Annotated in this window: 23 protein-coding genes and 1 other RNA gene; 10 read left to right on the plus strand and 14 right to left on the minus strand. The window is 46.5% G+C overall.

Annotated features, from left to right (window positions below; translation table 11 throughout):
* Nucleotides 1-160: 160 nt before the first annotated feature.
* Nucleotides 161-1,099 carry a hypothetical protein gene (locus MKY97_RS10010; RefSeq protein ID WP_342555294.1) on the plus strand — a complete coding sequence of 313 codons (939 nt, stop codon included), beginning with the start codon at nucleotides 161-163 and terminating at the stop codon, nucleotides 1,097-1,099.
* 109 nt (nucleotides 1,100-1,208) lie between these two features.
* On the opposite strand, the gene MKY97_RS10015 is transcribed toward MKY97_RS10010, so the two are convergent.
* The 5 genes from MKY97_RS10015 to MKY97_RS10035 all read right to left on the minus strand — a co-directional run bounded on the left by MKY97_RS10015 (nucleotide 1,209) and on the right by MKY97_RS10035 (nucleotide 5,350).
* The gene (locus tag MKY97_RS10015; protein ID WP_342555295.1) at nucleotides 1,209-2,249 is read right to left on the minus strand and encodes a M42 family metallopeptidase; all 1,041 of its coding nucleotides are present in this window, start codon (nucleotides 2,247-2,249) and stop codon (nucleotides 1,209-1,211) included.
* 109 nt (nucleotides 2,250-2,358) lie between these two features.
* Nucleotides 2,359-2,745 carry a lipopolysaccharide assembly protein LapA domain-containing protein gene (locus MKY97_RS10020; protein WP_342555296.1) on the minus strand — a complete coding sequence of 129 codons (387 nt, stop codon included), beginning with the start codon at nucleotides 2,743-2,745 and terminating at the stop codon, nucleotides 2,359-2,361.
* Between the two features lie 134 nt (nucleotides 2,746-2,879).
* Complete coding sequence (gene pepF / locus MKY97_RS10025; RefSeq protein WP_342555297.1) at nucleotides 2,880-4,670, minus strand: oligoendopeptidase F; 1,791 nt, start codon at nucleotides 4,668-4,670, stop codon at nucleotides 2,880-2,882.
* Nucleotides 4,671-4,927: 257 nt separating this feature from the next.
* The gene (locus MKY97_RS10030; RefSeq protein ID WP_342555298.1) at nucleotides 4,928-5,113 is read right to left on the minus strand and encodes a hypothetical protein; all 186 of its coding nucleotides are present in this window, start codon (nucleotides 5,111-5,113) and stop codon (nucleotides 4,928-4,930) included.
* A gap of 3 nt (nucleotides 5,114-5,116) precedes the next feature.
* Nucleotides 5,117-5,350 (minus strand): hypothetical protein, encoded by a 234-nt coding sequence (locus tag MKY97_RS10035; protein ID WP_090924721.1) that lies wholly within the window; start codon nucleotides 5,348-5,350, stop codon nucleotides 5,117-5,119.
* 163 nt (nucleotides 5,351-5,513) lie between these two features.
* Between MKY97_RS10035 and MKY97_RS10040 the strand changes: the two genes are divergently transcribed.
* Complete coding sequence (locus MKY97_RS10040; protein WP_056700251.1) at nucleotides 5,514-5,711, plus strand: cold shock domain-containing protein; 198 nt, start codon at nucleotides 5,514-5,516, stop codon at nucleotides 5,709-5,711.
* Nucleotides 5,712-5,821: 110 nt separating this feature from the next.
* Here MKY97_RS10040 and MKY97_RS10045 read toward each other — a convergent pair whose 3' ends face one another.
* Together MKY97_RS10045 and MKY97_RS10050 are read right to left on the minus strand one after the other, a co-directional pair.
* Nucleotides 5,822-6,994, minus strand: coding sequence for an MFS transporter (locus MKY97_RS10045; RefSeq protein ID WP_342555299.1), 1,173 nt, complete (start codon nucleotides 6,992-6,994; stop codon nucleotides 5,822-5,824).
* A gap of 47 nt (nucleotides 6,995-7,041) precedes the next feature.
* Nucleotides 7,042-8,382, minus strand: coding sequence for a multi antimicrobial extrusion protein MatE (locus MKY97_RS10050; protein WP_342555300.1), 1,341 nt, complete (start codon nucleotides 8,380-8,382; stop codon nucleotides 7,042-7,044).
* Nucleotides 8,383-8,562: 180 nt separating this feature from the next.
* Between MKY97_RS10050 and MKY97_RS10055 the strand changes: the two genes are divergently transcribed.
* Nucleotides 8,563-9,642, plus strand: coding sequence for a tetraprenyl-beta-curcumene synthase family protein (locus MKY97_RS10055; protein WP_342555301.1), 1,080 nt, complete (start codon nucleotides 8,563-8,565; stop codon nucleotides 9,640-9,642).
* Between the two features lie 53 nt (nucleotides 9,643-9,695).
* The gene (gene pfkA, locus MKY97_RS10060) at nucleotides 9,696-10,667 is read left to right on the plus strand and encodes a 6-phosphofructokinase (RefSeq protein WP_342555302.1); all 972 of its coding nucleotides are present in this window, start codon (nucleotides 9,696-9,698) and stop codon (nucleotides 10,665-10,667) included.
* Between the two features lie 112 nt (nucleotides 10,668-10,779).
* Here pfkA and MKY97_RS10065 read toward each other — a convergent pair whose 3' ends face one another.
* From MKY97_RS10065 to MKY97_RS10080, 4 genes are all read right to left on the minus strand, one after another.
* Complete coding sequence (locus MKY97_RS10065) at nucleotides 10,780-12,129, minus strand: MATE family efflux transporter (protein ID WP_342556292.1); 1,350 nt, start codon at nucleotides 12,127-12,129, stop codon at nucleotides 10,780-10,782.
* Nucleotides 12,130-12,391: 262 nt separating this feature from the next.
* Nucleotides 12,392-13,576: a putative glycoside hydrolase gene (locus tag MKY97_RS10070; protein WP_342555303.1), complete on the minus strand. Its 1,185-nt coding sequence runs from the start codon at nucleotides 13,574-13,576 to the stop codon at nucleotides 12,392-12,394.
* A gap of 163 nt (nucleotides 13,577-13,739) precedes the next feature.
* On the minus strand, nucleotides 13,740-13,928 hold the full coding sequence (locus MKY97_RS10075; protein WP_216513268.1) for a hypothetical protein: 189 nt from the start codon (nucleotides 13,926-13,928) through the stop codon (nucleotides 13,740-13,742).
* Nucleotides 13,929-14,102: 174 nt separating this feature from the next.
* Nucleotides 14,103-14,924 carry a YitT family protein gene (locus MKY97_RS10080; protein WP_342555304.1) on the minus strand — a complete coding sequence of 274 codons (822 nt, stop codon included), beginning with the start codon at nucleotides 14,922-14,924 and terminating at the stop codon, nucleotides 14,103-14,105.
* 304 nt (nucleotides 14,925-15,228) lie between these two features.
* On the opposite strand from MKY97_RS10080, the gene MKY97_RS10085 reads away from it, so the two are divergent.
* The 4 genes from MKY97_RS10085 (at nucleotide 15,229) to MKY97_RS10100 (ending at nucleotide 18,693) form a co-directional block, all read left to right on the plus strand.
* The gene (locus MKY97_RS10085) at nucleotides 15,229-16,806 is read left to right on the plus strand and encodes a DEAD/DEAH box helicase (RefSeq protein ID WP_342555305.1); all 1,578 of its coding nucleotides are present in this window, start codon (nucleotides 15,229-15,231) and stop codon (nucleotides 16,804-16,806) included.
* 201 nt (nucleotides 16,807-17,007) lie between these two features.
* The gene (locus tag MKY97_RS10090) at nucleotides 17,008-17,829 is read left to right on the plus strand and encodes a DUF624 domain-containing protein (RefSeq protein ID WP_342555306.1); all 822 of its coding nucleotides are present in this window, start codon (nucleotides 17,008-17,010) and stop codon (nucleotides 17,827-17,829) included.
* Nucleotides 17,830-17,880: 51 nt separating this feature from the next.
* Nucleotides 17,881-18,071, plus strand: a non-coding RNA gene (ssrS, locus tag MKY97_RS10095) — 6S RNA.
* 229 nt (nucleotides 18,072-18,300) lie between these two features.
* Entirely contained in the window at nucleotides 18,301-18,693 is a 393-nt protein-coding gene (locus MKY97_RS10100) for a DUF1499 domain-containing protein (RefSeq protein ID WP_342555307.1), read from the plus strand.
* 73 nt (nucleotides 18,694-18,766) lie between these two features.
* Here MKY97_RS10100 and tpx read toward each other — a convergent pair whose 3' ends face one another.
* Nucleotides 18,767-19,285 carry a thiol peroxidase gene (gene tpx / locus MKY97_RS10105; protein ID WP_342555308.1) on the minus strand — a complete coding sequence of 173 codons (519 nt, stop codon included), beginning with the start codon at nucleotides 19,283-19,285 and terminating at the stop codon, nucleotides 18,767-18,769.
* Nucleotides 19,286-19,434: 149 nt separating this feature from the next.
* On the opposite strand from tpx, the gene MKY97_RS10110 reads away from it, so the two are divergent.
* Together MKY97_RS10110 and MKY97_RS10115 are read left to right on the plus strand one after the other, a co-directional pair.
* Nucleotides 19,435-20,061, plus strand: a complete 627-nt coding sequence (locus MKY97_RS10110; RefSeq protein ID WP_342555309.1) for a rhomboid family intramembrane serine protease — start codon at nucleotides 19,435-19,437, stop codon at nucleotides 20,059-20,061.
* A gap of 71 nt (nucleotides 20,062-20,132) precedes the next feature.
* A complete protein-coding gene (locus MKY97_RS10115; RefSeq protein ID WP_342555310.1) occupies nucleotides 20,133-21,044 on the plus strand; it encodes a LysR family transcriptional regulator in 912 nt (303 codons plus the stop codon).
* Between the two features lie 52 nt (nucleotides 21,045-21,096).
* Here MKY97_RS10115 and MKY97_RS10120 read toward each other — a convergent pair whose 3' ends face one another.
* Entirely contained in the window at nucleotides 21,097-21,777 is a 681-nt protein-coding gene (locus tag MKY97_RS10120; protein ID WP_342555311.1) for a zinc metallopeptidase, read from the minus strand.
* A gap of 26 nt (nucleotides 21,778-21,803) precedes the next feature.
* Nucleotides 21,804-22,232 (minus strand): MerR family transcriptional regulator, encoded by a 429-nt coding sequence (locus MKY97_RS10125; protein WP_342555312.1) that lies wholly within the window; start codon nucleotides 22,230-22,232, stop codon nucleotides 21,804-21,806.
* Nucleotides 22,233-22,373: the final 141 nt, after the last annotated feature.

Genomic DNA, 22,373 nt, shown 5'->3' on the forward strand with positions numbered 1-22,373 from the left:
TCGCCCTCTCTTCAAAGCGGCAGCCTGCTGCTTTGAAGAGAGGGCGATTTTGTTTCAGATATGGAAGAGTCATCTGGATTAGGGAATAAATATGAAACGTAATCAAAACTCGATACGTTGTATTAATAAACGGTTCCACCGAAGGGAGAGAAACGCCGTATTGATGAATAAAGAAATGAATGAGCAGCTTGCTGTCCTTAAAGAGAAAGGCAGAATTTATGAGAAGTGGAAGAAGCGTCTTCATAAGCTTCAAGAAGAGGATAAGCAGTGGGAAGAGAAAGTGGAGCAGTGCAGGGCTGCTCTGCAAAAGGAACAGAATGATGTTGATCGGCTGAACGGCATGAGTCTTGCCTCCTTTTTCTATGATCTGATCGGCAGAAAGAGCGAACGACTGGAGAAAGAAGAGCTCGAACTGCTGGAGAGCAAGGCGGCGTATGATACGGCTTACCGTATGCTGCAGGATGTACAGGAACAGCGGGTACAAGTGGAGATGGAACTTCAGAGACAGCGCAATTATCAGTTCTGGGAGAGTGACTATAAGGTATTATGGGGCAGGAAAGAGCAGCTCTTGCTTAAGCAGGATCTGGAACTGCAGCATCTGGCCGAAGAACGGGAACATCTGGCGAGTGAGCTGCAGGAGCTTCATGAAGCTCTCCGAGAAGGCGAGTATCTGCTGTACGCACTTGAACGTGCAGAGAAAGCTTTGGAATCGGCAGGCAATTGGGGCATTTATGACATGATGGGCGGAGGAGCAATATCGACGCATATCAAGCGCAGTCGTATGGATGATGCTCAAGCAGCGATTATGGATGCGGGCAAACGTCTGCGGCGTTTTCAGAAGGAGCTGGAAGATGTAGAGATGGCAGTCAGCGCGGATTTGAATCTGGGTGGTTTATTGTCGTTTGCCGACTATTTCTTCGATAACTTTTTCGTGGATTGGATGGTTCAGGACAAAATTCGCAGTGCCGAAAAACAGGTGAAACATGGACTTAGTATGGTTCGTCAAACGATACACGTACTTCGACGTGAAATTTCAGATCACGAAAAACGTCTTGAAATTCAGGAACGTCAATATCATGAGTATGTTGAGCATGCCTGACGGATGATCATCCGCTTCGTTCCTGACTCAACAATAAAGGACACATCCTTTTACACACGGTGTTCGTGTGCAAAGAAGATGTGTCCTTTTATCCTTTGAATTGAGTACCCTACTTTGTAGTAATGTATGCGGCAAGTAGTCGTGCTGTATTCATGACCGCATTTTGATGAGTTCGCTCCATAGAATGGGAGGCATGGACTCCAGGGCCAATCAAAGCCGCGCGAATGTTGTTACCACCACGCAAAGCTGCACTGCCGTCTGAGCCATATTGAGGGTAAATATCGACAGCGTAATCCATACCAGCCTGCTCAGCCAGCTCAATAAGTCGGCTGGTCATATCGTAATCATAAGGACCGGAAGAGTCTTTGGCACATATGGATACATCGGTTTCTTTACAGCTGAGGTCATCTCCCATAGCACCCATGTCCACGGCGATCATCTCACTGATTTCTGCCGGAATATAGGCAGCCCCATGTCCAACTTCTTCATAGTTTGAGATCAGCAGTGAAACGTTATGTACAGGCTTCCAGCCTTCGCGATGTGCGGATTCAAGAATACCAAACAGGGCAGCCACGCTTGCTTTATCATCCAGATGGCGAGATTTGATATACCCGCATGGTGTAATGACAGCCCGGGCATCAAAAGAGATAAAGTCACCGACACGGATGCCCAGCTTCAGCACATCCTCTTTGGAAGCGACCATTTCATCGATGCGAACTTCCATGTGATTTTCAGAGCGCTCAAACGTACGAGCATCAGGATATACGTGTACGGACGGATGCAGGGAAAGAATCGTTCCCGTGTACACCTTGCCGTCTCTCGTGTGAATGGAGCAGTATTCATTCTCGATGCTGTGCATCGTAAAACCACCGACAGAGGTCAGCTTTAACGTACCGGAAGAGGTAATGGACCGTACCATGGCACCGAGCGTGTCTACATGCGCACTTAGTGCAATGGTCTTGGAAGGGTCTTCGCCGGGCAGGGTGAGTACAGCTCCGCCTTTGTTGTTCAGTTCACAGGAGATGTTCAGGGCTTCGGCTTCTTTGCGGATCATCTCAATGATGCGGTGCGTGTACCCGCTGGGACTTGGTGTATCAAGTAGTGTTTTCAAAAATGATAGAACGTAAGATTCATTAATGGTAAAACTCATCGTTATATTCCTCCTTGGTCCTGCAGGCGCCGTTTTCCAAAAGAATACAGCCTGCCTGGGGAAGAATGCATGTCCATTCTGATCCGCCAGCAGGCTCTGTCCAATTTCTCTACAACGTACCTGTAGTGTTTCCTTTGGGTTGACTCTGAATGGAGTCATTGTGCAGCTCGTTGTCGTGTCCAGGTTCGTTTGAACCAACAGCATCCATATCGGTGTACGAAACAGGTGCGGCCGCGCTGGCTGCAGCAGCTTCAAGTTCAGATACACGCAGATGCAGGCGTTTATTCTCACGCTGCAGTCGGTACTGACGGAAAATACCGTATGAGCCTACGATAATTCCGCCAATTAATGTACAGCCCAGAATGAGCAAAATTAAGGGAACCCGAACGGTATTAAACAGCAGATTAACCTGAACAGAATCTACATTAATGACTGCGAAAATACCTGTGAGCAGTGCAAAAACAAGACCTGCAATCAGCGCCCATTGCATTTTCATGATGCTGCCTCCTTGTTGTTGAACAATTGCGAACTAGGATGCATTACCCTCTTTCAGGCAGACTGCATCTTGCTTGATTATAAAATCCCCTGCCCGCCCGGGGCAAGGGATTTTAATTACAGGAGATCACAGCCCTATTTGGTTAGCTGTTCCATCTGCTCGATTAATTCCTTGAATACACTCATCGCTTCACGAATAGGCTGCGGCGTAGACATATCCACACCTGCTTTTTTCAAAATGTTGATCGAGTAGTCACTGCCGCCGCTTTTCAGGAATCCGAGATAGCGATCCACCGCCGGCTGCCCCTCCTCTAGAATCTGTTTGGAGAAGCTGGTTGCTGCCGAGAAACCTGTAGCATATTTGTACACATAGAAGCTGTTGTAGAAGTGGGGAATACGCGCCCATTCCATCTCGATATCTTTGTCCACGACCATATTTTTGCCATGGTACTGCACATTCAAATCATAGTAAATTTCAGACAGGAGCTGCGGTGTAAGAGCTTCGCCCTGTTCTGCGCGCTCATGAATAATTTTCTCGAACTCGGCAAACATGGTCTGACGGAATACCGTAGTCCGGAACTGGTCTGCGTAATACGTAAGCAGGTACAGTTTTTCCTTCGGATCAGTGGACTTATTCAGCATGTAATCCATAAGCAGTGCCTCATTTGTAGTTGAAGCAACTTCAGCCAGGAAAATGGTGTACTGCGCATCCCGATACGGAAGTGTTGTATCTGAATAATAGGAATGGAGCGCGTGTCCCATCTCATGTGCGAGGGTAAACATGCTGTTCAGATTGTCCTTATGGTTAAGCAGCACATAAGGGTGAGTGCCGTAAGCACCCCAGGCATATGCGCCGGAGCGTTTATTTTCATTTTCGTACACGTCGATCCAGCGATTATCGTAGCCGGACTGAAGTGCGTCTGCGTAATCTTTGCCGAGCGGTGCCAAACCTTCCTTCACCGTCTTTTTAGCCTCGTCATATGTGATGTCCATTTTATATTCATCCACAAGTGGAGCGAACAAATCATACATATGCAGCTGATCTACACCGAGCAGCTTTTTGCGAAGATCCATATAACGGTGAAGAAGCGGGAGACTCTCATGAATCGTGTCTACCAAGTTGGTATATACATCGGTCGGGATATTGTCACCGTAGAGGGACATCTCCATCACGGAAGGGTATTTCCGTACGTTAGCGTAAAACATGTTTTTAGTCACATTGGCATTTAATGCTGCTGCAATGGTGTTTTTCTGCTTCGCGTAGGTTTCGTATACGGCTTTGAACGCACGTTCGCGAACCTCGCGGTTTGGATTTTCCAAAAACTGAATGTAGCTGCCGTGTGTCAGTTCGACTTCATTACCATGTTCATCCTGGATACGAGGAAACTTGAGATCTGCATTGTTCAGCATACTGAAGATCGTCTGAGGAGCTTGGGACAGATTCCCGACCTGTGCAAGCAGGGCTTCTTCAGCCTGACTTAACACATGGGCTTTTTCCCGTTTCATCTCTTCCAGCGTGAAGGTATAAGCGGCGAGCTTTTCATTTTGGATAAGTGTGTCAAGTTCTGCATCTGGCAAAGAAAGAATCTCGGGTGTTACAAAGGAAAGGGCTTCACCTACCCGTACACCCAGTTTCTGGGCTTTTTGGGACAGGCTTTGATATGTAGGGTTAGCTGTGTCTTCATCTTGATGCATACGGGCATATACAAAAAGTCGTTCAAGCTTCAGACTGATCTCGTCTTCGTATTCAAAGCATGCTCTAAGGGCCTCGGGCTGATGAAGTTTGCCTTGAAACTCGGAGGCTTTTTTCGTCATAGAAGATACTTCTTCATATTCCTGATCCCAAGCCTTCTGATCGGCAAATAAATCTTCCAGTTTCCAAGTATGCTCGGCAGGCACTTCGGAACGTTTTAATAGTTTACTCATGGGAATCCTCCTTTGATTATGTGCAGAAAATATGGGCATAGCCGCCTTCGTCTCCCGTGCTTGTGCGGCAGGAGACGAAGGGATCAGACTAATAGCCAGTAGAACGGACAACGATTTCACATATTTCAACGGCCTTCCTCCTTACCATACGAGTAACTCAGAACAATTCATTCCCAATAACTCCGTATAGTATGACCTGGGCACAGCCGAAATATTTGAGTGCCTTGATTTGCTTACAGACACGTCCAGTGTTTGTATCAGGCTCCCATGTTATAAAGGTAATATACGATTAGAAAAAAGGCGAAGCAGACGAGCAGCGTAGCGATCAGAGCCATTCCCCTTCTTAGACGATCCGGGACAGAATTACGTCCCAGAATGAGCGAAAAACCGAGTGCGAAGGCAAGGATAATAAAGATAACAACATTGCCTGAATCAAGCTGCATCGATTAAACTCCCTTGAAGGCTGCCATCAGCGCACGCCATTCCTCTTCGCGATTCTCGAAATCCTCCTTTGGAAAGCGACGCTCAGCCCAGTGCATTAACGCAGGGCGGCTGAGGAAGGTGTGGCATTCTTCGCCCCATTCTTCGGAAATTTCCCGCAGAACGAGATACTTTCCTTGCACTTCTACAGTCATCATATTCCACTTGTCTGTTTTGTATATTTCGTGTTTTTTTATCATAGGTAGTCTCCAAACTAACGGTTTTGGTAAAATGATACCGTACCCTGTGATGCAAAGCAAATTTTTTCATCATTTACGGAAAAGATAAATTGCAAAATGGAAGCCCATACAGTATAATGAGGTTATTCGCCATAGATGGCGATATTTTTAGGAGGTTGTTCATTTGAAAGGTACAGTTAAATGGTTTAACGCAGAAAAAGGCTATGGCTTTATTTCAGTTGAAGGCGGCGAGGACGTATTCGTACATTTCTCCGCAATCCAAGGCGACGGCTTCAAAACATTGGAAGAAGGTCAAGCGGTAGAATTCGAAATCACTGATGGAAACCGTGGTCCTCAAGCAGCTAACGTAACTAAATTGTAAGATTTTTCCGTTTTGCACGGACTTCTTATAAATGATCGATTATAGCTGAATATAACAAACACAAGCACAGTCCCCATAACGGAGACTGTGCTTTTTTTGGCTTTCCAAACCTAGGACGAACGATGGGTTAGTGTACGCAGCAGTTTGATACCAAACCCGATCAGGGCTGCCATGGCAAAAGCCATTGCTGTAAGATAAAACGTCTGACGTCCAGTATGCTCCAGCAGTAATCCACCCAAGGTTCCGCTCAGAAGTCCGGATGCGCTCGACCAGACAATGGTGAACAGAGCCATGCCTGTTGCACGGTAATCGTCCGGGACCAGCCGGGTGATATAACGAACTGCGGTGACGTAGAAGATACCGAAGGTTACGCTGTGCATCGTCTGTATAAGAACAACCGCAGTGGGGGTATGCGAGACGGACATAAACAGTAAACGAATCGTATACATAAGGGCTGCAAAAGCCAGAAGCGGAAGCTCTTTATACTTGTTTCCATACTTGCTAAGGAGCAAAAATATCGGGATTTCACTCACAGAGGAGATGAGCAGGGACCAGCCGATCAATCCTTCACTGGCGCCCAAGTCTTTCAGGGTAATCGTCAGAAATGCTTCGTTCATTCGATGTCCCATGGCGAGCAGAAACACACAGGCGAAGAAGGTAAGAACATCTCTTCGCTTCAGAATGGCCCACAATCCCGATAATTCCATTCTGCTGCCGCCTCCCGACGGCTGATCCCGCAATTGGAAGCTGATCAGTAAAGTTACAGCGGCAAGACTGATGCAGATCCACATCGTCCATTGGGAGCCAAACGAGCCAAGAACATAACCAATGCTGAGTGCGAAAAAAGCGTACCCAATCGAACCGAACACCCGAATAGAGGTGAAGTTGCGGCCGTATTTGTTTGCCGTTGTAATCGCCATCGTATCGGAAAGCGGATAGACTGGATAATAGAAAAAGTAAAATAGGGTCACCAGAACAAATACTTCGCCAAACGATGATGCATTGGCAAGCAGGACACCGGTAATGAATTGACCGCCAAGCAGTATGATCATTACTTTTCGTACCGTTTTGTATTTGTCGCTGGCCATACTCCAGAACATATTGGAGAACACGGAGATGAGTGGACCAATGCCGTACAGATAACCAATCTCGGCGGCACTAAAGCCAAGGTGACTGAAGTAGAGCTGGAAGTAGGATACCACCAATGCGGTTGAGCCGAAGATGGTAAACATCAGTGCCCGAAGCCAGTTCTGATCTGGCCGGGCGGTATAACTTGATTTCATGATGAGAGACTCCAATCTTGAATTCGATTCAGGTATTCAGAGAACGATTAGCCTTTCAGGGATGAAGAACCGCGAGAAGGCGGTACAGACATCGTTGGTTCTTTTTGCGTGCGCCGGATCACGAGCCATACAATAACCAGCTCTGCGAGCAGACCCAGCGATTGGGCGGCTGCCCCGATTATGCCGTTCCATGCCGGGAAAATGCTGACCAGAATAAGCAGCACAATAATGGTGCAGATGGCATTCGCGCTTTGCGAACGAAACATCGTCTTGGTCTGACCACGGAGCAGAATTAGACCATTACTGAAATCCAGAAAAGGAGAGATCAGCGGGAAGAGCACAAACGCGCGGAGGGTCCAGAGACTTTGCTCCAGCAGCTGGCCTTGAACGCTCATGATATTTTCGAATACCCATGGCCCCAGTGGCGTGTACGCAATAGTTACAGTCATAGCGAACGGAATAAAACCTGTAACAAGCGCGAACTTTTTAACGAGTTTGGCATCAATTAGATAGAAGTTGAGCACGATCTGATGAATATAGGTGAAAAAGCTCAGCATGAGCTGCATCAGACTGCTGGCTACAGCAAAGGAAGAGATTGCGAGTGCAATCCCGGTTGTTTTGCCGAGCACGATGTTAATCACAGGTCCGATAAAAAGGGCTACAAAGCTCGATAGCAGCAGTGGTTTATAAAAACGGTATACATCGCTTTTGTTCTCCACAGGATGTTCTTCGAGTTTGGCTGGCATTTTGCGCATAATGCTGCTGCCCTCCAAATAGCTGACAAGCGCTTCAATCATCATTCCTGCAGCAAAGATGATAGCGCCTACACGACCGCTGTTAATGCTGTCTGTATAGATGAAATACAGGGATAGACCATACATACCTGCCAAGCGAAATATCATCCCGATGGTGAGCCATTTGGTTCGGTTATTTGTGATAATAATGCCCTGATAGATATTACGGATGACTGAAAAAATACTGACATACATCAGAATCTCATATACGTCGATGACTTTACCGAGCAGGTCCGGGCTTACGCCAAATAAATATTTAAACACCCCGGTACCAACGGGAGAGTAAACAATAAGGAATCCGATCAGAAGCACACAGGCCAAAAATATTTTGGTCACAAATGTCAAAGCCTGAAAAGAGAGGCGGTCACGAACCAGCGCAGAACAGGTTTGGCGCAGCAGGGTGGAGGGACGCTCCGTGAGGGTCAGCAGACTTCCGGCTATGGCATAACTTGCAATAACAGTCTCGGGATGGGCAGAACGTGCCAGGGTGCTGTTGATAATCACGTGCGATATTGTTACGAGAGAGGCGGAGATGCCAAGCGGCACAAAAAAAGAAAATAACCGTCTCCACGAAAGTGGTTCACCTGACGACATGTCAACGACTCCTTTGATGGATAGAAATATGCATAGTATAACATAAAGCTTTAGGTGGCGATGCGATTTTTTACGCGGTTTATGCGGCATATCATTTGTACAATTAAGGGGATCATATTATAATAGGAATGGTTAAAATCGCTCTAATACGTATTCAACCAAAGTGGAGGCACATTTATTTTGAGCCAATCAAATCGAAAACGTCATCAGTACCCGCGAGGACCGCTGGCATTGATGAGAGGGGTGTACAAATACACCATTCCGGAAACGCGTAAGGCATTGGATGCGTGGCGTGCTCAGGCCGAGACGATTCCCAATGAGGAATTGCGTACGCAAGCCCTTGCCAGTCTAAGAGATAAACAATTCCACTGTGAGGGTGGAACTGTCTATGCTTTGGCAGATATGCCGAACAGGCACATTCTTATTCCGCTGATCGTTTCATATCAAACCATAAGTGATTATTTGGACAATCTGTGTGACCGCAGCACTTCGATGGACCCGGATGATTTTCGTCTGCTTCATCAATCTATGCTTGATGCGGTAGATCCCGAAGCTGTGCCCGTCAATTACTATGAACTCCGTGAGGATCAGGATGACGGTGGATATCTGCGGAATCTGGTGACGACATGTCAGGAGTTGACCCGTCAGCTGCCGGGATATGCGTCAGCCAAGCCCCAAATACAGGATCTGGCAGGCCTATACACGGACCTGCAGGTATATAAGCACATCAAACCGGAACTGAGAGAAACGGCCTTGCTCGAATGGTGGTCGGAGCATCGTCACCGCACACCTCAGTTTCGTTGGAACGAATTTGCCGCTGCTACTGGCTCTACACTGGGTGTATTTATGCTGTTCCTCGCTGCAAGTGATGATCAGCTGACCGAAGAGCAGGCGGTTTCAATTCACACTGCCTATTTCCCGCACGTATGCGCATTACATATCATGCTCGATTATTTAATCGATCAGGATGAGGATCGTGTTGGAGGGGATCTCAATTTCTGCAATTACTACGAGAATGAAGAGATGATGCTGGACCGAATTGCTTTTATTGTGGAAATGGCTCGCAGTGATGTGCAGAAGATTCCGGGAACTGCGTTTCACCGGATGATCATTGAAGGACTAATAGCCATTTACCTGTCTGATCCCAAAGTCAGCGAACAGCAGGAAGTTCGCATTGTGTCCAAACGTCTGATGAAGAACAGTCCGGTTACACGCGTGTTTTTCTTCATTTTCAGCCGCTGGATACGAAAGCATATGTAAGTCAGGCGTGTAATTGCGGTGCCTGAAGTGAAACTAGAGGAGGAAGAAACATCATGACAGCAGTAAAAAAAATCGCAGTTTTAACAAGCGGTGGTGATTCCCAGGGGATGAACGCAGCCGTTCGTGCGGTTGTTCGCAGCGGACTATTTCACGGATTAGAGGTGTTTGGTATTCAGCGCGGATATCAAGGGCTTTTGAACAATGACATTTTTCCAATGGATTTGCGGAGTGTAGGGGATATTATCCAGCGCGGGGGAACCGTTCTGCAATCTGCACGTTGTAAAGAGTTTTATACCGCTGAAGGCCAGCAAAAAGGAGCAGATATTTTGCGGGCGCGCGGTATTGATGGTCTCATTGTCATCGGCGGAGACGGTTCTTATCACGGAGCGAACAAACTGAGCAAGCTTGGCATTAATACCATGGGTCTGCCAGGGACGATTGACAATGACATCTCATTCACTGATTACACCATCGGCTTTGATACATCGGTAAGCGTCGTGGTTGATGCAGTAAACAAACTGCGTGACACGATGTCTTCGCATGAACGTTCTTCCATCGTCGAGGTTATGGGTCGTCACTGCGGTGATATTGCGCTGCATGCCGGACTTGCTTCGGGAGCGGAAACGATTTTGGTGCCGGAAGTACCATTTGACATGGATGAGGTAGCTGAGCGGATGAAAGCTAACTTTGCACATGGCAAGCGTCACAGTATCATCATCGTTGCTGAAGGTGTTGGTAAAGGGGAAGATGTAGCAAAAGAATTAATGGAACGCTGCCCGACGTATGAACCGCGTGTTACCGTTCTTGGACACATTCAGCGTGGGGGTACACCAACACCGTTTGACCGCAACCTGGCAAGCCGCTTGGGCGACTTTGCTGTTCGAAGCCTGATTGCTGGCGAAACGGACAAAGGGTGCGGCATCATTAAAGGCGAGCTCGTTCTAACGGACATTGATAAAGTCGTAAATACGAAAAAAGTGTTCGATATGGAAACGTACGAGCTTGCGCAGCGCTTGTCTCAATAATTCTTCTAACCAAAAAAGCACAACCCCGCATCAAACGGGGTGTGCTTTTTTGGTTTTGACAGGATGTACCTTCCCAGCATAATCAAAAATGAGAAGTCAGGATAGAGAAAGCTTACGTATGAGCTGCAGCTTTTTTCTGTACCCTGAAAAGCCTCCACAGGAGCGCAGTGGCTCCAACGGCAAGTCCGGCAATAAGACCAACCCAGTATCCAAAGGCCCCCAGTGACGTGTAGGTTGCTGTGAAGTATCCAACGGGAAGACCAATAATCCAGTACGCAATAAAAGTAATCAGAAGCGCTGGATTCACATCCTTATATCCGCGCAGTGCTCCCTGTGTCGGAGTAGCAATTGCATCTGAGATCTGGAAGAAAATCGCATAGATCAGGAAATGCTGCGTCAGCGTAATGACTTCCTGTTCATTAGAGTAAACACCTGCAATCTGTTCTCCGAACACGAGCAGGACAACGGCTGTAAGTAGAGAAAGTAAGGCAGCGCCGCCGATGCCTATCAGACTATACTGTTTGGCATCTTTGAGTCGTCCGGCCCCATTTTCAAAACCGACCAGAATAGTGAGTGCCATGCAGATGCTCACAGGTAACATATAGAGCGTCGAGGCAAAGTTCAGTGCTGCCTGATGTGCGGCAATTGTAACTGTATCGAATCGGCTCATCAGCAAAGTAACTGCGGCGAAGATGGACGTTTCAAAGAAGGTTGCAAACCCGATGGGAACCCCGATGACCAGCAGTTCCTTCCATTTGCTAAAAGAGATCCGTGACCATTGGCGGAAAATCCCGTACTGGGCAAAAGGCTCCATTCGATGGGCGAAAAAGAGGCTGATCAGAAAAATAAGCCAGTATGTAAAAGCTGTGGCTGCACCTGCGCCAACCCCTCCTAGTTGAGGAAAGCCCCAGCGTCCAAAGATCAGCAGATAATTCAGTAAAATATTAACGGGCAGGGAAACCAGCGTGATCAGCATAGTGGTTCGTGTCTGGCCAAGCGAGTCCATGAAGCTGCGCAGCACCGTGTAGCCGAACAGCGGCATAATGCCGAAAGCGAGTGCGCACAAAAAGTAAAAAGCAACATTTGCAACATGCGGCTCCAGCGGCATTCCTTTTAAAATAGGGCCCAGGAGAAGCGCGCCAGCACCAAGCACGATCAAGCCGACGGCAAAACCAAGATAAAGAGCCTGAATCACGCTGTGTCCAATCTGATCGTGGCGACGGGAGCCGAGCAGATGAGAGACGACAGGTGTGATCCCCATCAAAATTCCGCTTAGACCGGTTTGCACAGGCATCCACAGACTTGTTCCGATTGCCACGCCTGCAAGGTCAGCGGGGGAGAACTTTCCGGACATATTCGTATCGAAAAAAGACATGGCCGAAAGGGCAATCTGAGTGGTGAAGATAGGCAAAAATATAATCAAAAACTGTTTGATTTTTTGCGCAAAACTCGTTGTGGTCATATTCACAGAAACTGCCTCGCGATCTATATCGTTATCATGCTGATGTCACATCAGACAGCTATTAATTGTAGAGGATTTTTACGGTTTTGAATAGTCCAGTTGGAAGGAGAGGGTTCCACCTAAGGGATGGAAGGATGTCGAGCGGTTAAAAAACCTCGTTCCGTTACAAACGGGACGAGGCTGCAGCAGTAATATTATCCTGGGTTTGATGCTTGAAGTGAAATGAACTCTACTATAATAGTAACCATAATTATAAGTGCGATTATTTGTACTGTACTCCGGGCGTGTAACGGTTAGATGCATTCCACAGCAGATACTCGTCCACATCCATTTCTTTCATGGCTCGAATCTGTTCCTCTATCTGCTTTTTGCCGTATTTTATATAATGTCCGCTGCCCAGCCAGCTTGCAGTGAAGTCTTGAATCCATGGGCGAATAACCGGTTTGAGTTCTTTCGTAGGGTCCAGTTTCTTATGAGTGTCCTTCATAGAACCTTTAATGGTAGTGTAGGGATCTTTGTCAGGGTCCTTCACGCCATACCAGCCGGTTGAATAATGACTGGGATATACCATAGGCGAGATGACATCGACGTTCTCCGAAATTTTCACAAAGTCCTGCCCGATTCCTTCGGCTGCCGGTACGGAGGCTGCATAACCAAAGATATCTACCGAGACGCGAACGCCAAGTGGTGCAAGTTCTTTACGTGCATACTGCACAAATTCGGCGACTACGTCCACTCGTGATTGGTCGGTCTGGGTATATTTCAGTTTGTCCGCACGTGTCTCGAAACCCTCGGGAAATCGAACGTAGTCAAACTGAATTTCTTTGAAACCAAGCTTCGCAGCTTCCTTGGCGATTTCAACGTTATAATCCCAAACTTCCTTGCTGTATGGGTTCACGAAGCTGTCTCCTTTGCCGTTGGCCCAAACGGAGCCGTCCTTGTTTTGGAAGGAGAGCTCAGGATTCTTTTTGGCTAGAATCGTATCTTTAAACACCACGATGCGTGCAATGGGATAAACGTCGTGTTTCTCCAGCCTTTTCATCAAAGCATCCATGTCACGGATGAAGGATTTGGTTTCGCCCATTGTGTTCAGCGCTTTATTTTCAGAAGGGTAGGTTATGTATCCAAGATCGTCTTTGATATCAATGACCATTGCATTCAGCTCAGTCTGATCGGTCAGCTCAAGGAGCTGCTTCATTCGTGCGCCACCCGCGCTGTACGCTGTGACGTATATTCCTTTAACAACCGGTGCATCGGGCTGGGGATCCACTTTGGCGGGAGGGTTGTCAGCGTCGACGATGACCTGATCCTGCTGCGATTGAATGATAGCCGTGTTTAAACTGCTGCTGAGCGAACCCGGAGGGGGATGACCGGCCTGATCCTGTACTGCAGATGGAGCACCGAAGCTGCCAAAGGCAAAAGCGAATAGAGCCCACAGTATATTCATATATTTACCACTCCTTCATGTGAATTCTTTGATAAAATTATACAGCAAAGCCTCTGGGCTTTTAACCATAATCCTCCTTTTATGAAACATGTGGAAAAAATAAAAAACCGCTTCCCGACGAAGGGAATCCTCGTCTAGAAGCGGCGTGATCAATCTGAAAAAATTATTGAATATACACATCATTCTGATGCTCGCAAATACTGTACTGAACGATTTCCATTGCATCTCCCTGTTCCAGGATGCCCAGCCCATCCCGGAGCACAATCAGCGAGTCGAGTTCATTCGGTTTCAAGAAAGGGAGCATTTCCGGGCACCATTTGTTGACAATTTCAAACAGTTTTACCGTTTCCATATCCACAATAATCACCCTTTCCTACTCGAATTCCAAAATGGTAAGTCATTCGGCGCGAATCGGGAAAGCATATGGCTTGTGAAAAGTAAAGGTCATGAACCTGCTATACAACATATTTAAGAGCGGTGCACCATTATTATACCACAAACTTGTGAATTGTTAACGGGCATGTGTCTAGCTGCGGCGGAAGGAGCCCATAACTCCAACGGTTTCCACAATGTTAACAAATGCCTTTGGATCGGTTTCTTTGATGATTCGTTTAATCTCAACCAGTTCATAACGTGTTGTCACAGTCATTAACATATCCTTTTCTATGTCGGTGTATGCCCCTTGGGTTTTAATTTTAGTAACCCCGCGAGGGCGGCTGAGCAGTTTTTTGAGCATCGCTTCAGTCTCATTCGTAATGATGTACAAGGTGACCTTAACGTGACTGATGTGAATAAGATCCAGCACTTTCCCTGTGACATAGATTGAAACCATGGAAGCGAGCGCGATGTTCCAGTTATTATTAAGATAACCGGCAAGGAGGATGATGGCTCCATTCATCCCTGCCATAACCGTACCGATCGGGAAGTCACGATTCCTTGTGAATATAGAACCGACAATATCCAACCCTCCCGTAGAGCCGCCAACCCGGAAAGACACGCCTGTACCGATCCCGACCAGTACACCGCCGAACACACAGCTTAACAATGGGTCGGTTGCGACAACAGAAACAGGCAGCAGGCCAATAAACCAGGATGTGGCTGCTACCGATACAATGCTCAATATAATGAAACGTCGTCCAAGAATAAACCAACCTGCAATGAGCAGAGGAATGTTAAGAACAAAATACATTATACTAAGATTCAGATTGGTAAAGTATCCTAATAGCATGGAAATTCCGGATACTCCGCCGCTCAGAAGCTGATGGGGAACCAAAAACCAGTTAAAGCCGCAGGCAATCGCTGCAGCACCCAAAATGATCACTAAAGAGTGCCAAATTATTTTGGGCAATTTAATCACCTCATTTTTATTTAAAACCAGATTGCTGGTAATCTAGAATAGTTTTATGATATAATGATTTGTGGATATTCTTGAGTAGGAAACTTTTCCCAAATCGAAAGCTAAAATTTGAAATGTTTCAAACGCATGATTGTAGTTTTAGTCTTATGTTGGGGACCCATTCATGGAATTATGTTCGTTCGTGAAAATAATTCGTCCCATTGGGATACCCTATAAATATTAACGCTACTTAAGAATACAGACAACAAAGTGGATTGTCCACCATGTCCACCATATAAAAGGAGTATGAATAATTTTGACAAATTTAAATTTCTCAGATTTCAATCTTGAACCACTGGTGCTGCAGGCCATCACTGAGCTCGGGTTTGAAGAAGCAACACCGATTCAATCCAAATCAATCCCTTTTGCACTCGAAGGAAGAGATTTGATCGGTCAAGCTCAGACAGGTACAGGTAAAACAGCAGCATTCGGTATTCCGTTGATCAGCAAAATCTCCAAGACGGATGATAAAATCCGCGCCCTCATTATGGCACCTACACGTGAACTTGCGATCCAAGTCGCTGAAGAGATCGAAAAACTTACTCGCTTCAAAGGTCTGCGCTCCCTGCCAATCTACGGCGGACAAGATATCGTACGCCAGATTCGTGCATTGAAAAGAAAACCACAGATTATCATCGGTACGCCAGGACGTCTCCTTGACCACATCAACCGCAAAACAATCAAACTTGATGATGTACAAACTGTTGTATTGGACGAAGCAGATGAAATGCTCGACATGGGATTCATGGAGGATATTCAATCCATCCTGAAACAAGTTCCGGACGAACGTCAAACGATGCTGTTCTCTGCAACAATGCCTCCTAACATTCAAAAATTGGCTCAACAATTCTTGACTAATCCAGAACACGTTTCTGTTATCCCTAAACAAGTCAGCGCTCCGTTGATCGATCAGGCTTATATCGAAGTTCCTGAGCGTCAAAAATTCGAAGCTCTCAGCCGTTTGCTGGATATGGAATCCCCAGAACTGGCTATCGTATTTGGACGTACAAAGCGTCGTGTTGATGAATTGGCTGAAGCTTTGCAAAAACGTGGATATTCAGCTGACGGTCTGCATGGTGACTTGTCTCAAAATCAACGTGATACGGTAATGCGTAAGTTCCGTGACGGCAGCATTGATGTACTCGTTGCAACAGACGTAGCAGCTCGTGGTCTCGACGTATCCGGCGTAACCCACGTTGTGAACTTTGACCTTCCGCAAGATCCTGAAAGTTATGTTCACCGTATTGGCCGTACAGGTCGTGCGGGTAAAGAGGGTGCTGCATGGTCTTTCGTAACACCGCGTGAGATTGATCACCTGCACTTCATCGAGCGTGTAACACGTCACCGTATTCCGCGTAAACCACTGCCAACAATGGCAGAAGCGGTTGAAGGAAAACAACGTGTTACAGCTGAACGTCTCCTCGAGATCGTTCAATCCGGTGAGCTCAATGAATACAAAGGAATTGCCATTCAGATGCTGGAGCAGTACGATTCCGTACAATTGCTGTCCGCAGCTCTGAAACTTCTGACAGGCGACAAAAAAGACGCTCAGGTTGATCTGACTCCTGAAGATCCAATCCGTGCTAAACGCCGCAGACCAGATGTTCGCTCCGGCGGACGTAAACCATCAGGTTACAGCGGCAACCGCAGTGGCGGAGGCGGAGGTGGTTACAACCGTGATCGCAACAGCGGCGGAGGCGGACGTGGCGGTTATAACCGTGACCGCAACAGCGGCGGAAGCGGAAGCAGAGAAGGCGGCTACAATCGTGACCGCAAACCGCGTCCGAGCAGCAATGAAGGACGTCGTCCGGCAAGAGACAACTCTTTCGAATAAGGCTAACATGTAATAAGGATGGGGCAGGAAGCTGCTCCATCTTTTTTACTTTGTAAATGTTCATAGACTTTCCATTTATTAGATTCACCCGGGTTGTTTCGAGTGATCTTCTTTCGGGAAGTGCTGGCTTTTCCTCTATATAATAAGGTATATTAATATTAGACTTCAGGTTACACGCAAGGTACGGAGGAGGAGAAATGTTTGGAATTTAAAGGAGCTATGGGCGGGCTTTACCGGCTGACAGAATGGATTACGAGACTGGCCGCAAGCAATCTCTTGTGGGCGATCTGTTCGTCGCCGTTCTTGTTTTTCATGATCATGAAACTGCTCGTGATGCAGCAGAACCTCGCCAACGAATCATTACAAATGAACTGGGCTATAGCCATTGTGGCACCGCTTACACTGTTTCCGGCGACGTCAGCTTTGTTCACGGTTGTTCGTAAATGGAATATGGGAGATACAGATGTACCCATTTTCCGTACGTTCTTCACAGGTTACAAGGAAAACTACAAACAAAGTTTAATCGGGGGTATTTTTTACACACTGCTGTTCGCTATTATGTATCTGGATTATACGGTATATATGACGCAGTTCCGCAACATGCAGCTTGTCGGAATTATTATGCTCGTGCTGCTCCTGCTGCTGTTTGTGTCCTTGTTTAACTTCTTCTCGATGGTCGTGCACTATCACATGTCGATCGGACTCATTATCAAAAATGCAGTTTTGCTGACGCTGATTCGACCTTTCCGTGTGTTTTCCACACTGCTGGGCAGCGGGCTGCTGTTCTATTTCGGATTGCGGTACCCGGTATTGTTCATCTTTTTCATTATGAGTATTGTGGCCTGGTTTGCGTTCTTTAACTTCTATGCAACTTACAACAAGATGCAGGAGCAGATGCAAAAGATGCAGCTGCAGAAGGAAGAAGAAGAGGCGGCAGCGCAGGCTGAGAAATCAGCTGATGATGAGGAAGAGGCGAAAGTTTCTGAACCTGCTGGCAATAAAGAATTTACACAGCATAAATAAAACATGGCTGTATGGCATTTACTTTTTACACAGTTAGGGATATAATAATTGTACATCCTGCGATGTACGTTTCGGTTATTCGTTGTTTTGAACCAATGATGATGTCTTCGGGAGATTAACACAAAGTGTTGCTGAAAAGCCCTGTCTATACGACATGGGGACTTCAAACGCATTTTTGCAGTCACCCACCTGCCAAGCAGGTTCATAAGACAATGTAGCCGGACGGCATAGGCGGGTTTCTAAATTTTTATGATGTACAGCACCCTGACTTTTCCTTCTTACCAAGGAAGTTAGGGTGTTTTTATGTTGATTTATGGACAGTTCCGAGAAAGGGCGTTGAAGCAGCAGTGTTGACGTTCAGTTGAACAGATGTATTTTTGTTAAATATGATGCTTACCCTTTTGTTACTACTTGAACAATGTTACACTAGAATACATAAATGGAACGGTTACACTCAAAGGAGGAAGGGTCTTGACCTTAAAGAGAACGCTCGTCGGTATCATCCGAAGTATGGAGGGAACCAGCGATCGAGCCAAGGATCCCAAATTAAAAACACGGTATTACAATTTATCAAAAGATAAAGCCTGGGAAGAAGTGTCTTCAACACTAAAAAAAATTCCGGGTTATAAAGTGCTGCACGAAGTGCATTCGGTGGGTGAGATTATACTGGAGAAACGCACAACGTTTGGACGCACAATGGATATCACCGTTTCTATCATTTCAGTAAGTCCTGTGCGGAGCGCAGTGGATATGTATTCTGCTTCCCGCGGATCGCTGGGGGATCTTGGTTCAAACTACCGTACAATTATGAACTTATTCTCCGTACTGGATAAGAAACTGAGCAAGTATAAGGTGAACGAGTGAAATAACGGATAGGATAAAAAAGCGAGAGAAGGATGACCTTCCTCGCTTTTATTCTGCGCATATAAAACTTGTTTTAGAGCAAAGCTTTTACGGCAGCAATGGCCTGCTCGAAGTTAGGGGAGTCCGTCATTTCAGGCAGATACTCCACATATGTAATTTTGTCTTCGGCATCCAAAACAAAAATAGAACGCATATCAAGTTGGAACTCTTTGATCAGAACGCCATAGTTCTCGCCAAAGGAGCGTGTTTTGTAGTCGGATAGCGTGATCACGCGGTCGACACCTGCTGCACCGCACCAACGTTCTTGTGCGAATGGAAGGTCTACGCTGACGGTCAGAACAACGACGTTCTCTCCGAGATCAGCAGCTTCAACATTGAAGCGGCGAGTCTGTGCATCACATACGCCAGTGTCCAGAGAAGGAACAACGCTGATTAATTTGATTTTGCCTGCGAAGTCTTTCAAGGATGCATCTTCAATCAAGTTTTTGCTCACAGTGAAGTCAGGTGCTTGATCGCCCGCTTTCAGTTCGGGTCCGATCAATGTGATAGGGTTGCCTTTAAACGTGGCTGCGCCTTTGCGTTCTTGTGCCATAAATAATGTTCCTCCTTATAAATTGGTGATCCGTGCCAAAATCCATTATAATCTTTTATGAAAGGCATTGTCCAATCTGGACATGTACCATTCCTTGGTTTCGAAAAGAAGGTTTGATCTTAACAGGGTGGAGTGAAAGCAAAAAGTCTATGATATTTATCCGTTATGAAAATTGGAAAAGTTATTTGAAGTACTTCCCTTTGACGTCGATTCTTTTGATTGCAAATGTTGTTATGTTTTTCGTGTTAACTTTCAATGGCGGTTCGACAAACAGTTTGGTGCTGCTCAAGTATGGCGCGCTGACGAACTATGAATTGTTCGCTCAGGATTGGTGGCGTTACGTGACTTCCATCTTTCTGCATGCTGGCTTTGGCCATCTCCTGTTTAACAGTTTTGCGCTTATTGTATTTGCTCCGCCGATGGAGCGGCTTCTTGGATCGTTGAGGTACGGTGTTCTTTATCTCGGGGGAGGCGTGGTAGGTAACCTTCTTGCTGTGGCTTGGTACAATTCGGCTGGCGAGATTACGATTTCTGTAGGAGCATCAGGTGCAATCTATGCAGTGTATGGGGCATTTCTCTACGTAGCCTTGTTCCAGCGTACGATTATGGATGAAACCTCTCGCAAAACGCTGTACACACTGCTGCTGTTCGGGATTATTTTCTCCTTCGCAGTGTCAAACGTAAACTGGATGGCCCATTTGGGCGGTTTGATCGGGGGATTCTTTATTTATGGTTTGATCATTCGCTTGTGGAAACCCCGAATGCTTAAGAAATAGTTGGAGCGTTCTCAAGATGGAGTTCGGGCAAAGATATAGTAGGGTATAACAGATTGGAGCGATCAGAGCAAGTGGAATTAAGACAGTTGCATTATTTTCTTAAGGTGGCCCAGAAGGAGCATGTCACACAGGCGGCTGAAGAGCTGCACGTGGCACAATCTGCGGTCAGCAGGCAGATCCATCAGCTGGAAGAGGAACTGGGTGTCGATCTTTTTATGCAAAAAGGACGGAATCTGCAGTTAACTGCGGTAGGGCAGCTCTTTTGCAAGCGGGTTGAAGGCATTCTGAAGGATCTCGATAAAGCCGTTGGTGAGGTACATGAGTTTCTTGACCCGGAACATGGGGAAATTCGGATCGGTTTTCCGCATAGTCTGGGCATTCATCTGATTCCATCGGTAGTAGCTGCTTTTCGTCAAAAGTATCCCAATGTGAAATTCAGATTCAAGCAGGGGATGTATCCGACACTGATCAGAGATGTATTATCAGCTGAGGTGGATTTAGCGTTTATTTCCCCTTTTCCGGAAAAGCATGATCAGGTAGCCGGTGATGTTGTGCTTACCGAGGAACTGCATGCTATCTTACCGCCGAATCATCCCCTAGCAGGAGAAGAAAAGATCGCGCTGGAGCAGTTAAAGGATGATAAGTTTGTGCTCTTCAGCAAAGGTTATTCGCTGCGTCCGATTGTATGGCACGCCTGTCTGGAGGCTGGATTTACGCCGAAAATTGCGTTTGAAGGCGAAGAGACGGACACGATCCGTGGTTTGGTTGCCGCGGGCATGGGGGTCAGCCTGCTGCCGGAGATGGCCTTATTTCAGACGAATCCGCTGCAGCCGGCTCATGTGGCGATTTCGCATCCTAAAGTAACCAGAACGATTGGACTGATCCATCGAGCTGATGATAAACTTCCTCTCGTTGCTCAGTCCTTCCGCTCGTTTTTGCTTCATTACTTTGGTTTACAGCAAAACAATACCCCCTCCAAATAATGGAGGGGGTATTGTTTCTTTATTTATGCAGTGATTCAAAAAGTCGGGATGATTAATCGCGGCTGTTAAAGATTCCGATGTAACGAATCAGTTCAAGAAGGGAGATCAATGCAGCGGCAACATAAGTCAAAGCTGCTGCGTTCAATACTTTGGCTACCCCTTTTTCTTCATCATTACGAATATAACCTTCTGATACCATAATCTCTCTTGCCCGATTGCTGGCGTTGAACTCGACTGGCAGAGTGATCAGTTGGAAAGCAACGGTAACCGAGAAGAAGATAATACCGATTCCAACCAGGTTCATGGCGTTAAAGAGAAAACCTGCGATCAACAAGAATGGTGCGAGCCCGGAAGCGAAGTTGACGATGGGAAAAATCCGGTGACGCAAAGCCAGCATAGGGTAACTTTCCTTATGTTGAATGGCATGGCCTACTTCGTGACAGGCAACGGATAGGGCTGAGATGGACCTTTCGTAATATACAGGCTCTGACAAACGTACAACCCGGTTAATTGGATCGTAATGGTCGGAGAGGGAACCGCGAACGGGTTCAATCGGCACATCATGCAGGCCGTTGGCATCAAGCATATGGCGGGCTGCATCGTAACCTGTCATCCCATTCTGATTGGGTACTTCTGACCAGCGTCTAAACGTACCTTTAACGCGAAATTGCGCCCATAGAGAGAGCAAAAAGGCGATGATAATCAATACGAACATACCGTTATTAAAACTCATATCCATTCCTCCGCTTTCTTAATAAGCTACATCATGGTGTTCTCAAGCAAGATTTTTAATGCCTCCATCGTACCGGCGCTTTTGGTGAGCAGTCCTGCCATCATCTTGCGTGCTTGTACAGGTTTCATCTCTCCAAGCAGCGGTTTCAGTTCATTGACTTCTCGCTCAAGCTGCTGCACATGAAGTTCAAGTGATGTCAGTTTGCTTGCTACTTGTTCTTCTGTGCTGACCAGACGCCACTTTTCAAGAGATTGTTTGATCTCTTCGAGACTATACTTCTCTTGTTTCATCTGTACAATACGTTCGAGTCTGGTTAAGGTTTCATGACTATAGAGGCGATAATTTTTCTGTGTGCGCTCTTCGGGAGCAATTAACCCGAGTTTTGTGTAGTAGTCAATGGTCCGTTCGCTTACACCAGCTGTTTTGGCGAGTTCGCCAATTCGAAAAAGTTTCATATCCCCAATGATATTCACCTCGCTTGCAAGTTCAAATGTAGGGAAATGTGGTTTCCTCAAGCGCTTCACACGGAACGCGCTCAATTATTCTTACTAATAAGTATGATACATGATCATGAACCGTACAGTCAAACGTTATGC

This window comes from Paenibacillus sp. FSL R7-0652 (genome assembly GCF_038595045.1).
In the GTDB taxonomy this organism is placed as follows: domain Bacteria; phylum Bacillota; class Bacilli; order Paenibacillales; family Paenibacillaceae; genus Paenibacillus.